The organism is Pseudomonas sp. SZ57 (assembly GCF_009495975.1).
Taxonomy (GTDB): domain Bacteria; phylum Pseudomonadota; class Gammaproteobacteria; order Pseudomonadales; family Pseudomonadaceae; genus Aquipseudomonas; species Aquipseudomonas syringae.
Genome location: NZ_WIBD01000003.1, coordinates 212,659 through 226,302, shown reverse-complemented (window position 1 = coordinate 226,302; position 13,644 = coordinate 212,659). Strand labels below are relative to the sequence as shown.

The 13,644-nt window shown below is 60.5% G+C and carries 10 protein-coding genes; 5 read left to right on the top strand and 5 right to left on the bottom strand.

Annotated elements, in window-relative coordinates:
- Window positions 1–23 precede the first annotated feature (23 nt).
- Genes GE543_RS04695 through GE543_RS04685 form a run of 3 tightly spaced genes read right to left on the bottom strand, consistent with a single transcriptional unit; the run spans window position 24 to window position 3,896 of the window.
- Window positions 24–227 carry a DUF1656 domain-containing protein gene (locus GE543_RS04695; protein WP_122232127.1) on the bottom strand — a complete coding sequence of 68 codons (204 nt, stop codon included), beginning with the start codon at window positions 225–227 and terminating at the stop codon, window positions 24–26.
- The gene (locus GE543_RS04690) at window positions 214–2,403 is read right to left on the bottom strand and encodes an FUSC family protein (RefSeq protein ID WP_153220909.1); all 2,190 of its coding nucleotides are present in this window, start codon (window positions 2,401–2,403) and stop codon (window positions 214–216) included. Before GE543_RS04690 ends, GE543_RS04695 begins: the two co-directional genes overlap by 14 nt.
- Entirely contained in the window at window positions 2,400–3,896 is a 1,497-nt protein-coding gene (locus GE543_RS04685) for an efflux transporter outer membrane subunit (protein ID WP_371927091.1), read from the bottom strand. Before GE543_RS04685 ends, GE543_RS04690 begins: the two co-directional genes overlap by 4 nt.
- A gap of 183 nt (window positions 3,897–4,079) precedes the next feature.
- Between GE543_RS04685 and GE543_RS04680 the strand changes: the two genes are divergently transcribed.
- Window positions 4,080–5,027 (top strand): LysR family transcriptional regulator, encoded by a 948-nt coding sequence (locus GE543_RS04680; RefSeq protein ID WP_002552240.1) that lies wholly within the window; start codon window positions 4,080–4,082, stop codon window positions 5,025–5,027.
- 87 nt (window positions 5,028–5,114) lie between these two features.
- Window positions 5,115–6,089, top strand: coding sequence for a D-glycerate dehydrogenase (locus GE543_RS04675; protein ID WP_103689181.1), 975 nt, complete (start codon window positions 5,115–5,117; stop codon window positions 6,087–6,089).
- A 44-nt stretch (window positions 6,090–6,133) separates the two neighbouring features.
- On the opposite strand, the gene GE543_RS04670 is transcribed toward GE543_RS04675, so the two are convergent.
- Both GE543_RS04670 and GE543_RS04665 read right to left on the bottom strand, forming a co-directional pair.
- On the bottom strand, window positions 6,134–9,361 hold the full coding sequence (locus tag GE543_RS04670; RefSeq protein WP_153220908.1) for a TagA domain-containing protein: 3,228 nt from the start codon (window positions 9,359–9,361) through the stop codon (window positions 6,134–6,136).
- Window positions 9,362–9,507: 146 nt separating this feature from the next.
- Window positions 9,508–10,443 (bottom strand): DMT family transporter, encoded by a 936-nt coding sequence (locus GE543_RS04665; RefSeq protein ID WP_153220907.1) that lies wholly within the window; start codon window positions 10,441–10,443, stop codon window positions 9,508–9,510.
- 136 nt (window positions 10,444–10,579) lie between these two features.
- On the opposite strand from GE543_RS04665, the gene GE543_RS04660 reads away from it, so the two are divergent.
- The 3 genes from GE543_RS04660 to GE543_RS04650 all read left to right on the top strand — a co-directional run bounded on the left by GE543_RS04660 (window position 10,580) and on the right by GE543_RS04650 (window position 13,243).
- A complete protein-coding gene (locus GE543_RS04660; protein WP_003408842.1) occupies window positions 10,580–11,455 on the top strand; it encodes an AraC family transcriptional regulator in 876 nt (291 codons plus the stop codon).
- 310 nt (window positions 11,456–11,765) lie between these two features.
- Complete coding sequence (locus GE543_RS04655) at window positions 11,766–12,269, top strand: sigma-70 family RNA polymerase sigma factor (RefSeq protein ID WP_100072279.1); 504 nt, start codon at window positions 11,766–11,768, stop codon at window positions 12,267–12,269.
- Window positions 12,266–13,243 (top strand): FecR domain-containing protein, encoded by a 978-nt coding sequence (locus GE543_RS04650; protein ID WP_004419053.1) that lies wholly within the window; start codon window positions 12,266–12,268, stop codon window positions 13,241–13,243. Before GE543_RS04655 ends, GE543_RS04650 begins: the two co-directional genes overlap by 4 nt.
- Window positions 13,244–13,644: the final 401 nt, after the last annotated feature.

The following is a 13,644-nucleotide window of genomic DNA, read 5'->3' as shown; positions in this document are numbered from 1 at the left end:
AGAGATTTTTCCCGACTCAGGCGTCAACGATAAAGGGGCAGCGCCAACGCGCCGAAGATGCAGATAAACAGGCTCAGACGCAGCAAGGCCGGGTGCCAGAAAAATCGATACAGGTCAAAACCGGCCAGCAGTCGATCCAGCGCCCATGCCAGAACCACGGCCAGCAGAAAGATCAGCGTGAGGGTCGGCATGTACAGGCCGTGGAAGGCTATTTCACGCGGCGGCATGGACGACTCCTGAAGCGGTTCGCGCAACGCTGTAAGCGGCCAGCGGCGATTGCGGGTCCAGCAGCGACGAGCGGATAAAGTGCAGGTAGCTTTTTACCCGGCGCAGCACCGACGTATCGAAATGCGAGGCGAAGGGTTCATCGGCCTCCTGCACCCGCTTGATGGCCTGATCGACTGCAGACAGGCAGCGCTGCAGATTGACCGCATCAGGCTGGATGAACAGCCGCACCAAGGCGCGCCCCATGACTCGCAGCGCGATGCGCCAGGGCTGGTACTCGGCGTAGGCAGGGTGAATCGGCAGCAGCGCCTGTTCGTGGCGCAGCTCGATAATGGCGTGACCGATTTCCAGCACCACGAACATCCAGCGCAACAACTCGCGCTGAACCAGCGGTTTGCCAGTCGCCAGGCCATATGCCTGATGCATCAGGTCGCGGGTCTGGCTCTCGAAGCTTGAGCCCAAACGCTTGAGCGGCGCGCTGATCGCAAACACCACCTGATTGCGCAAGGCCTGTTCCAGGCGTTGCCACATCCAGCGGCTGTTGGGCGGCAGGATGATTGCCCCGGCAGCGGCACAGATCAGCATGCCGACGACCATCGCGATGTAATCGTTGATGAAGGTGTAAGGGTTGTAAACCGTCAGGTTGTCCGGCACCGAGCCCAGGCTGAAAAAGATCAGCAGCCCCAGGCCGTAACCCGTCCACTGCGGACGTGAGCCCAGGTACGCGCCGAGCACAAACACCGGTGCCAACAGCAGGCACAGCAACGGAAAGCCGTCGATGTGCGGGAACAGAAAAAACGTTTCGATAAAGCCCGACAGCGCGCCGAGCAATGTACCGCCGGCCATTTGCAGCGACATGCGTCTGGGGTTGTGGGTGGTCGACGACAGCGCAACGGTGGCCGCCGAGGCCAGGACCATGCTCGCGCCGCTGGGCCACGCCGTCAGCACCCAATACAGACTCATCAGACCGACCACGCAGGTCGCCCGGGCGCCGGCTGCCAGCGCGGTCATCCAGTGGGTACGCGGTACGAACGAGCCCTTCCACTGTTCACGCTCATGGCTGTGGTCGGCCAGTGATGCGTGGGTTCGTGCGTAATCGAGCAACTCGCTGAGCAGGCGGTACAGCAGCTCGAACGAGGTGTGAAAGTCCAGTCGTTCGGCGTCGCTGGGCAAGGTGCGCTCCAGCTCGCTGCGCAGGCTTCTGACCCGCTCGGGAAAGTGCGCCCTGCACGACTCCAGGCGCGTGACCAGCAGCGCCGCGTCATCGTTGGTCAAGGCGCGGTCGGCGAATCCGTCGAGCAGCTCTGCAAGGTTTTCAAGGCCGGGATCGATATGCTTCAACACCTGATCGGCCTGTTCGAGGCGCAGACGCTCGAGCAATTGGTGCAGGGCATTGAAGCGCGTGGTGACCGCCATGAATTCGCTGTTCAAACGGTTGAGTCGACCGTTGCGGCGACGCATGTGCGGGTCTTCGAATACTGTGACGCTGCGCAGCCCCTCAAGGCCGATGGCCTCGGCCACAAAACGTACGTTGCCGGTTTCAAATTCGGCGCGTGAGATATCGCCGCGCAGGCCGTTGACCACGAAGCGCGCGAACCCGCCGAAGCGCAGATACAGCGCGTTGCGCATCGCAGCGCTGGAGCTCTGCGGCAGCACCGCTGCGCTGATGGCCGTGGAACACAGGATGCCCAGGGTGATTTCCAGTACCCGCCACACCGCCGACATGAACGAGCCTTCGGGATGCGCCAGGGCAGGCAGCCCGACCATGGCAGCCGTGTACCCGGCCAGCACAAAGCCGTACGCGCGAAAGTTGCGATAGCGCGCCGCGCCGGCCGAACACAGGCCGACCCAGAGCGTGAGACTGCCGAGAAACGGCAGCGGATTCTGCGCAAACAGGGCCATCAACAGCACCATCATCGCCGAGCCGGCCAGCGTCCCCAGCAGGCGATAAAAACTCTTGGCGAACACCTGCCCACTCTGTGGCTGCATGACAATGAATACAGTGATCATCGCCGTGTGCGGCTGCGGCAGTTCCAGGCGCAGTGCCAGCCAGTAGGTGAGGAATGCGGCGAGCAGCACCTTGAAGATGTAAACCCAGGTCACCCCGTCACTGCGCGCCCAGCTGTGCCATTCGCGACGCCACGGCAGGTCGGTGATGTGCTGTAGCGAGGCGATCATTGCCCGCCCTCAGACTCGGCGACGGTGTGTGCGGAATGACCATTGGGATTGCCATTCCCGCCACCGGCACCGCCCAGCGCCACCACCAGCCCGGCGTAGGCTTCCAGCCGCGCGGCCTCGACCTGTTGCTGAACCTGCTGCTGGCGAAACAACTGCGTGCGCGCATTGAGCACGTTCAGGTAATCGGTCAGGCCGCGCTGCCAGGCGATCAGGGCAATGTCGTAGGTCTTTTGTGCCGACGCCACCGACTCGGCGGCGAGTGCCTGCTGCTTGTCCATCGAGGCGCGCCGAATCAACTGGTCGGAGACACTTTTCAACGCCATGACCAGCGTCTGGTTGTAATGCGCCACAGCCTGATCATAAGCAGCCGACGCCCCGCCCAGCTCGGCCCGCAAGCGTCCAGCGTCGAAGATCGGCAGGCTGATGGCCGGCCCGACCTTGTAACCCAGCTTGCTGCCGGTCAGAAACTCGAGCATGCCACCGCCCGTGGCCATGTAGCTCAGGCTGCCGACCAGATCGACATTGGGATAAAAGCCGGCATGTGCAACGTCGATACCGCGTGCCTGCGCCGCCACCTGCCAGCGCGCAGCCACCACGTCAGGTCGCTGACCGAGCAGTTCGGCGGGCAATGCCGAGGGCAATGTCAATGCGGTGTGCAACGACAGCGAAGGCCGCTGCACCCCCGCGCCCTGCCCCGGTCCCTTGCCTGCCAGCGCGGCCAGTTGGTTGCGACTCAACGCGATGGCCTCTTGCAGCGCGTCGATCTGCCGATGCGCCTCAGGCAGCGGGGTTTGGGCCTGACTGACTTCGAAGTGCGTGCCGATCCCGCCCTTGAGGCGACGCTGCGCCAGGTCGAGTATCTGTTGCTGCTGGGCCAGGGCCGCTTCGGCGATATCCAGTCGGGCGTAGTCGAGGGACAGCCGGATGTAGGCGCGGACCACGTTTTCCTGCAATTCGAGCTGCGCCTGACGCTGCTCGGCAGCACTCACGTGCGCCAGATCAACGGCCTGCTCGCTGGCGTTGCGTTCACGTCCCCACAGGTCCAGTGCGTAGCTCAGGCCCAGTGACGCATTGTTGTCCCAGGTGCGAGTATCGGCCAGCGCTCCGGGGCCATAAAACTGATCCTCGGGCCAGTCGTGACGCATCAGGCTGGCGTTGCCTTGCACTTGCACAGACTCGGCGGACTCGGCCACCTGTGCCATCGCCTTTGCCTGACGCACACGAGCTGCGGCAAGTGCCAGACTCGGGCTGCCCAGCGTCGCCATCTCGACCCAGCTGTCCAGTTGCGCGTCGCCGTAGGCACGCCACCATTGCGCTGCGGGCCAATGGGCGTCGAGGGTAGCGCTCTGAATCGCCTGATCGGTGGCCAGGCTGTCAGCGTGCAGAACACTGCCCTGCGGTTTGATTCCATGCGTTCCGATACAGCCGCTGGTGACCAGCGTAAAAGCCAGAAGACCGACGGGCCAGAGCCCTCTGATGATGCGACGCGGCACAGCTGCAAGTTCCCGAACGAAGGTGACACACCTTGAATGGCGGCGATTCTAGGCGGCACTCGACGCGGCGATAAGCGGGGAGATTTGTGAATCTTTGTTACTGAAACGGCGATAATCCTTTGGTCTGGATACATGCATCCGTTACTTCATGTCACAATTTGCCATCTACTCAGAGAAGTACCCATGGACACCCTGCAAAACATGCGTGCCTTCAGCTGCGTGGCGCAAGCGGGCAGCTTCACTGCTGCCGCCGCCGTGCTGGATACCACCACCGCCAACGTCTCGCGTGCGGTCTCCAACCTTGAAGCACATTTACAAACGCGCCTGCTCAATCGCACCACCCGACGCATTGCCCTCACCGAAGCAGGCAAGCGTTATCTGTTGCGCTGCGAACAGATTCTCGCCTCGGTAGAAGAAGCCGAGGCCGAAGCCAGCGACGCTCATGCCCGCCCGGCCGGACAGCTCAAGGTGCATTCGATGCCCGGCGTCGGCCAGCATTATGTGATCGACGCCATCGCCCGTTACCGGCGCAACCATCCGGACGTCGCGTTCGACCTGACCATGACCCACCGCGTGCCGGACTTGCTGGAAGAAGGCTATGACGTGTCGATCGTGCTCGCCAGCGAACTGGCCGACTCGGGCTTTGTGTCTCAGCGCCTGGGCATTACCTACAGCATCGTGTGCGCGTCGCCCGAGTACGTGAAAACGTTCGGCATGGCCCACAAGCCTGCCGACCTGCTGAATCATGCATGTCTGCGTCTGGTGAGCCCGGTGTTCCCGCTGGACAAGTGGCTGTTCGATGGTCCTGAAGGCCAGGAGATGGTCACCATCAACAGCTCGCCGCTGCTGGTCAACTCTGCGGATGCGATGAAGACCGCGATTTCCAGCGGCATGGGGATTGGCATCTTGCCGATCTACTCGGCGATCGAGGGGCTGCGCAACGGCACTCTGGTGCGGGTATTGTCCGATTACCGCTCGCAAGAGCTGAACCTGTACGCCATCTACCCGTCACGCCAGTATCTGGATGCGAAGATCAGAACCTGGGTTGAATACCTGCGCGGTTCCCTGCCGGAAATTCTCGCTGCCGATGAAGCCGATCTGCATGTTCAGGCCCTCAAGTCATCGTTCTGACATCGTACAACTGCAAAAAGCGGCTGCCAAAGAGCGGGGAGGAATGTTAGCGTGCTACTCATTCAACCGCTCGAGAGTGACTGCCCAATGAAAAAAACCGTACTCGCCTTCAGCCGTGTTTCTCCTGAAATGGCCGAGCGCCTGGCACAAGACTTCAACGTGATCGTGCCCAACCCCAAGCAGGGTGATATCAACGCGCAGTTTGCAGAAGCCTTGCCTGAATCCCACGGGCTGATCGGCGCAGGCCGCAAGCTGGGTCGCGAGCAACTGCAGAACGCGACGAAGCTGGAGGTGGTGTCCAGCATCTCGGTGGGCTACGACAACTACGACGTCGACTACCTGAGCGAGCGCGGCATTCTGCTGACCAACACGCCGGATGTACTGACCGAAAGCACCGCTGACCTGGGCTTCTCGCTGATCATGAGCAGCGCCCGCCGAGTGGCCGAACTGGACGCCTATACCAAGGCCGGACAGTGGACGCGCAGCATCGAACCGCCGCACTTCGGCACCGATGTGCATGGCAAGACGCTGGGTATTGTCGGCATGGGCAACATCGGCGCAGCGATTGCCCGCCGTGGTCGTCTGGGCTTCAACATGCCGATTCTGTACAGCGGCAACAGTCGCAAGACCGAGCTCGAACAGGAACTGGGCGCACAATTTCGCAGCCTGGATCAATTGCTGGCCGAAGCGGATTTCGTCTGCCTGGTCGTACCGCTGAGCGAAAAGACTAAACACTTGATCGGCCGCCGCGAGTTGAGCCTGATGAAGCCCGGCGCCATCCTGGTCAACATCGCCCGCGGCCCGATCGTCGATGAACCCGCACTGATCGAAGCGCTGCAGAACGGCACCATTCGCGGTGCCGGTCTGGACGTCTACGAAAAAGAGCCGCTAAGCGAATCGCCGCTGTTCCAGTTGAAGAACGCGGTGACCCTGCCGCACATCGGCTCAGCCACCACCGAAACCCGCCAGGCCATGGCCGACCGCGCCTACGGCAACCTGCGCAGCGCGCTGCTCGGTCAACGACCGCAGGATCTGGTCAACCCGCAGGTGTGGAAGGGTTGATTGAAAGCAGCGCGTGGCCATAAAGGCCACGCGCTGCCTGATATTCAGTTCTTTGGGGGCCGGGCTGATGGTACGTGCTCCTCAACTGCAGTCTGGAGCGAGTCCACTGGCACAAACGCCCATCTCTGCATTGAATCACTGGAGTTGGCAGCCTTCGTCAGGGCCAGGTCGTTTAACGATGCGGTTATGAAGGTGCCCGAAAAAAGACTTTGCAAAGGCGGAAACCTCGGATTCGGGAAATCCGCTCGCAGAGCCCAGCGATGATTCCTGTTATCGACCTGACACGCCGTCATTTTTAAACCATCCTCCAGACAACGACTGCCATCAGGGCTGACGATATTGATATACGGCCCCGGAGGCAGGGCAGGATCATCAGAATCCGTGAGCTCGCCAATCCTCCACTGCTGGTTGATATCATCGGTACAGGGCTGTTTAACGACGCTGCCCCCGAGACGGGTCACACACCCTAGCCCACCTACTGAAACAATCCGCTTTAAAGGTACGATGCTGTCCGGCCCGATACGGTCGAAGTTCTGTTCTGCACCCTCTGTCAGAGCTTGCATCCCCACCTGAGCGTCGGACTGTAAGGTAATGAACTTCCCGTCCTCACCGCCTTGCAGCATCACTGCGCCCGGCATGGCTTTGTCCGTGCGGGTTCTCCACTGAAACTGCGGCGTGTTTATCTGGCAGGTGGACAGTGTCAGCCCCTTTCCAAGGCAGGAAGCCGAATCAAGCCCGGTCAGTAAGAACTCTCTTTCCTGGCCAGTCAGAACACTGGACATGCCCCACTGCTGGTTTACATCACCCACAGTGCAGGTTTGCTGAATCAAGCCGGTCGCTGCACGGGACAGGCAACGCCCGTTCAGCCTGGAGCGCAGATACTGAGGCGTTATAACCGGATAACCCGCCTCAGCGCCAACAACGATGGCCGCTGGCAGATCGGGTTGACTGTCGAGCATTCTCCTGTCGACGCTTACGCCGTTTCTCAACAACTCGGCAACCAAGGGCTTACGGGCAGCCGACACATTGACCGCCGCCGAAACAACATCCTCGACAACAACGTTACCCGAATAAAGCGCCCAGTGATCGACAGAGCCGTCGACATACTTCACGTTCAACGCATAGTTATCCGGCTGGCGGTCCCCTTCGATCGCATAAAACTCTTGCGGCCCGGCCCACACTCCCTCCATGGAGGTGGAATCATCATCACCTGCGGTGATGAACTTTCCGTTCTGCATGTTTTGCAATCGAAGAACAACTTTGCTGTTGGTCAGGTCTTCGCGCAACGTCCAGAGGCTGAGTAATGCCCCCGTGCAGGGCACTATTTGTAAATTCCCATTCAGGCATGCTCCACGAAAACTGTTGAACAAGGTGAAGTGCTCACCCGAGCCGGCAGACCAGCGCTGTCGGCTCGTCAAGGATGAGCACGGCTCGAAACCCACCACGCCATTAGCGGTCACCGACAGGCATTTACCCGTTTGAGCAGACTGGATTCTTGCGTTGTTGATCAACCCCTGATGTTGCGCGCGATCAATCAAAGGCACTTCTGAAGGGTTCATATCCGTTGGATTGTCCACCGCACGGGCAGACGACTCCCTTACCGTGGAAGCAAACACATTTCCATAATTGGAAATGATAGGCGGGTATATCTGACTCAGCTTTTGCGCGTCATGCTGAGGATTGGCCATCGTAACCACCAGCGTCTGCACAGGAACGCCTTTGAGCAAAGGCGTCTGGCCCGGCGGGACCATTCTCGCCATGGTGCCCAGGTCATGCGCAGCCTCATCGATACCTGAGTCGATCAGCTGTTCTGGGGCCGCCTGCGTTCCCGCACCTTGAGCCGGGGCACTTTTCGCAGGAGGCCGATGATCATCCCATAAACCGGCATACTGCAGGCCCGCCGGAAAACTGCCAAAGCGCTGCTGCACGCGCAACATCTGTTGATGAGTGTAAGGCGCAATGTAGTGGCGCCAGTCTGCAGTGACCAAGGGGGTCTTGCTACGCAACGCTTCAAACTCATCGACCCAAGGCGCAGACGCCGTGGAGCCTGGCCAGGCAGGTTCTGTCAGTGAGCCCACCACGTGCCCGAAATAATGGAGGCCGAGGTAGTCCACGCCCAGACCATATCGATGAGGGTCGGGGTGATAGTTAGGCAGGAATTTAAGATCGTAAGAGCGATAGGCCCATTTTTCATACCGCGGCGGCGTGCTATGAGGCAACCCGAGGCCGTGGCCGACTTCGTGCCAGAAGCCCACGGGGGCCGAAGGATAATTGCAACTGTTCCCTCCGCAACTTGCCCCTACGCCCGGCGGCAAAACAGGAATGTCATTCGGTACGTCAAGCAGTTGTCCGGAAATCGCGACGAACTTTCCGGGTTGCTTGTATCCCAGGTCAGAGGCGGCTCTCCAGTAATTACCCATACCGACTTTCGCAGGCAATGTCTTGTCACCAAACTCGGCCCACTCTCGATAACTGCGGTCCGATGTGGAGTAACGATGAGGCATGCCATCAGGGCCGCGGGCTACAATGTACGGCCAGTAGCTCTGCCCCATGCCAAAGACCAACTGCCTGATCGGTAACTCGGAGAATATTTCACGAGCCGCGATTTTTGCCAGTTGCGGATTTTTTTCAATATCGTATTGATCCAGCGTGGTCTTGCAGTCGCTTTCACGCTTGAAAATACAGCCTTTGATATTCATCAACACCAGGCCGTCGCTTTCACTGTTCAAAAATATCATGTTGCTTTGGGCCAACGTTCCCACGTCAGCCGGCTTGTCGCTTTCGTAAAAGCTCAAGCGTGTGTCGGCTGAAAACTGGTCGTACGGGATCGTCGCAGTGAATGCCCGCTCTCTGAATTTCGGATAAGCACCCAAAACGGGATTCCCGGAAAACGTATTGCTTTGATCGTATATGGCGTTATCAGGCATCCATTGCGGCGGGGTCATGGGAATCACGGTTGTCACGCCCCGGTAGCGTACAACCATTTTCACCGCCTCGTACGCCAGGTGCGGAGGAGGTGTAAGGACCACCAGCGCCTCACGATCCGGCACCAGCAAGGGGTCCACTATTTCCCGTTGAGCGCTGATCGTGTGTGTTTGCGCGAAATCCACTTGCCCTGACAACGGGCCATCGAGATCGTTATGCCACGCTGCGCTAGCCCTGGTGTCTGGCGCGAGCGGTCCGGCGACCTCATCCGCCTGCACCGCCGAGCAGAGCAAAGCGCAACTGATTGAAAGTGCCAACGAACTGATACGCAAGAAATCCCTGTCCATGAATGAGTCCTTCCAGAAATGAGCGCAACCCGAAAAACTGCCTCAGTCGTTGCGTCAATCCATGGCCACGAACCGGTAATCACGGCAGATACCGGCCCATAGTCGGACGAGTATTCCCGTTGCTCAACTAGCACAAGTAATAGGTATCACTCCTGCATCATCGTCTGTCGGGACACTCCCCCGGCAGCCAGTCCCATGACAACGGCAGGTTTGACACGCGGTTTCCTGAACACCAGCACGTTGCCGACCATCACCAGCACCAGCCCCAGCAGGGCCGCCAGCGTCCACTGGTAGCCTTCGACCCACGTCGAGATGTTCAGCGCCACAATCGGGAACAGCACTGTGCAGTAAGCCGCGCGTTCCGGGCCCATGCGTCCTACCAGGGTCAGGTAGGCAGTGAATGCAATCACCGAGCCGGGTATCACCAGAAACAGCAGTGAGCCTACATAACGCGTGTTCCATTCGAAGCTGAACGGCGTGCCGCTCAGCAGGCAATACATGCCCAGTATCGTCGCCCCGTAGAACATGCCCCAGGCATTGGTGGTCAACGGGCGCAGGCCGGCTTTTTGTTGCAGGCTCGACAGCATGTTGCCGGCCGAGAAGCACAGTGTGCCGAGCAGGGCCAAACCCAGCCCGATCAGGGTCTCGCGGCTGGCGCTGTGCCCGGACAGTTCGGGCCAGAACAGACACGCCAACCCCAGCAGACCCATCGCGCCACCGGCCAGCACATTGCTGGCGATTTTCTGGCGAAAGAACACCCGTGCGTTCAGCGCATTCCACAGCGTCGAGGTCGAGAACACCACCGCGATCAGGCCGCTGGGTATCCACTGGCTGGCCGTGTAAAAGCACATGAAGTTGACGCAGAACAGGCACACGCCCTGCGCCAGGCAAATCAACTGGCCGCGACGATTGACCGGCTGCAGACGCTTGCTCAGCAGCAGGAATGCAAACAGCACCAACGCCGCCAGGGCGAAGCGATAGACGATCGATACCGGAATCGCGACATCGCCGAGTTGAAGTTTCAGGGCGATCCAGGTGGTGCCCCAGATCAGCACGGTCAGCAGATAAAGCGAGAGGTTCATGGTGCAGGCTCCTTGATGAGCCATCAGTCTGCTGCGTGCCGGCCTGCCAGCGCTTGCACAATCTTGCGCATTTGACTCAAGCGTTACTGGCAGCGACGTCGCCAGCGAGTAGGATACAAATCCTAGAGGAATCGTCATGCCCGCCATTGAATCCATCCAGGTCTTTCAGGCCCTGAACAGTTCACCCAATGCCAATCTGGAGCAAAGCGCGCCGCTGGGCGACGGGCTGGTGGCGGCGTTGTGGAACAATCGGCATGACTCGCAGGAGTATCACGCACCGACCCACCATACCTTGTCGTGCTATATCGAGGACGGTACCGGGACCTTTCGCCGCGGCAGACCCGACCAGAAAGGCGCGCCGGGCAAGTTGTGCATCTTGCCTGCCGGCCATGAGTCCGCCTGGGTGGTGAACGGCGAGATCCGTCTGGCGCATCTGTATTTCAGCCCGGAACAGTTTGCACTGGGCTGCGTGACCCTGCTGGATCGCGAGCCGCGCGAGATGCAACTGCGGGAAAACACCTTTCTGGAAGACCCCGCACAGGCGGCACGCTTCCGGCAACTGATTCGCCTGAACTGGGCAGAACCGGGCGAGCGCCTGCTGACCAGCAGCCTGGCGCACGAGATGGTCAGCCATGCGCTGCTCAATCAGGCAGGCCTGCGCGAAGGGCTGCGCTTGAAAGGCGGTCTGGCGCCGCACCTGCGCCGGCATCTGGTGGATTTCATCGAAATGCATCTCGCCGACCCGTTGAGCCTTGGTCAACTGGCCGGCCTGTGTGCGCTGTCGGAATATCACTTCGCACGCATGTTTCGCGAAAGCTTCGGTTTGCCGCCGCACCAGTACCTGCTGGCGCGGCGTATCGAGCAGGCGCGCCAGTTACTGCGCGGCACCGGCAAGCCGCTTGGCGAGATCGCGCTGGCATGCGGGTTCGCCAGCGCCAGCCATTTCAGCAACCGTTTTCGTCAGGCCGTGGGGGCGACACCGGGTGAGTACAGAACGGCGTTAGGCCAATAGCTGACTCACCGCTGCCCACGCTCATCAACCGCCGCCCAGCCGCAGTTGCTCTCGCCACACGTTACGCCCCGGGTTCTGGCTTTTACCGTGCGTTTGCCGGCAGCGGGCGGCTTGCGGTGGTGACATCCATCAACGGGTCTGCATTGGTTCAGGAAACCTGGGAAGCCGTTCGCGACGAAAGCCAGCGGTATGCGCCATTGATCCTGAACGGGATAAATGAACCGCAATATTAATGATAAATATTCTCATACGCAAAAGAGTCTGCCAGAATCCACACCACCAATGAGTCCCCGTGGATTGTTCCCCCGTGATGCCCGTCGCCCACTCCGCTCTCAATCACACTGTCGAAGGCCTGTACAGGGCGCACAACGCCTGGCTGACGACCTGGTTGCGACGCAGACTCGGCTGCCCGCACAGCGCGGCGGACCTGGCGCAGGACACCTTCATCAAGGTGCTGGGCGCACGCGATACATCGCAAATCGTCGAGCCGCGTGCCTTTCTGACTACGATTGCCAAGCGCGTGCTGTGCAATCACTACCGGCGTCAGGACCTGGAGCATGCCTACTATCAAGCACTGGCCGAACTGCCGGAGCGCGTGGCGCCTTCGGAAGAAGAGCGGGCGATCATTCTCGAAACCCTGGTCGAACTCGATCAACTGCTGGACGGCCTGCCGCCCCTGGTCAAGCGGGCGTTTCTGCTGTCGCAGGTGGACGGTTTGAGCCATGGCCGGATCGCTGCCGAACTGGGGATTTCCATCGCCACGGTCAAGCGCCATCTGCACAAGGCCGCCCTGCGCTGCTATTTCGCCCTATGAATCCGAACAACGAGTCCCTGAACAAATCCGACATCTCGCCTGCCGTGGCACAGCAGGCCGTTGGCTGGCTGCTGGAAATGCAGGAAGGCACGCTGGATGCCCGTCGTCAGCACGCCTGGCAGCTGTGGCTCAATGGCAACGCCGAGCACCAACGGGCATGGGCGCACATGCAGCGGGTCAATCAACGCCTGAGCGGACTGTCCTCGCCGCTGGCGCATGCGGCACTCAATGCGCCGAAGTCCGCCAGCCGTCGGCATGCGTTGAAGCTGCTGTTGCTGCTCGGCGCAGGCTCGGCAGCGGGCTGGAGCCTGCGCGAGCAGATTGCCCTGCAACCATTGCTGGCCGACTACGACAGTGGCGTGGGCGAACAGCGCAAGGTGGCGTTGAGCGACGGCAGTCAGGTGCAGTTGAATACTGCCAGCGCGGTGGATGTGCGTTTCGATGCACAACAACGCCTGATCGAACTGCTGCAGGGTGAAATCCTCATGACGGCCTCGGCGGAAACGCGCCCGTTGAACCTGTTGAGCGCGCAAGGCACGGTCAGGGCCTCGACCGGCGCCAGTCGTTTCAACCTGCGTCAACTGAATGGGCGCACGCAGTTGGCCGTGTTCGCCGGAGCCCTCGAAGTAGCCCCTGCCAGCAAGAGCGGCCCCGGTTTGATGCTGCAGGCCAGCCAACAGGTGACGTTCAGCCGTGATGCCTGGGACAAGGTTCGCCCGTTGGACGCAGGCAGTGGCGCCTGGGCGGACGGGATGCTGGTGGCGTCGCGCATGAGGCTGACGGATTTTCTCGCAGAGTTGAGTCGCTACCGCCGCGGCCGTCTGAATTGCGATGCGAGGGTTGCAGGGCTGCTGATTTCCGGCAGCTACCCGCTGGCCGACAGCGAGCGCATCCTCGATATGCTCGAACTCGCCCTCCCGGTGCGCGTGCAGCGCTTCACTCGGTATTGGGTGAACGTGCAGGCGCGGGTTTGATCGTGATTGCTCGTTCCAGCGCATGGTGACGTATCTTCTTGGAAAGCCCGGAATACGGGGCTGACACTACGCTGACTATCGTTCCCACCCAGCGTGGGAATGCCGTTCGTGACGCTCTGCGTCACACAGCGGTTCTGTGGCGTCAGTGATGACTATCGTTCCCATGCTCCGCGTGGGAATGCAGTTCGTGACGCTCCGCGTCACACAGCGGTTCTGTGGCGTCAGTGATGACTATCGTTCCCATGCTCCGCGTGGGAATGCAGTTCGTGACGCTCTGCGTCACACAAGGGTTCTGCGATGTCAGGTGGATTGAGGTTCGGCTCAAGTCACCTTTTCGCCCCTCGGCGAGTTACTTTGATGGGGCCAAAGTAACCAAACCCCCTGGCTCCGTTTCCGGCCCG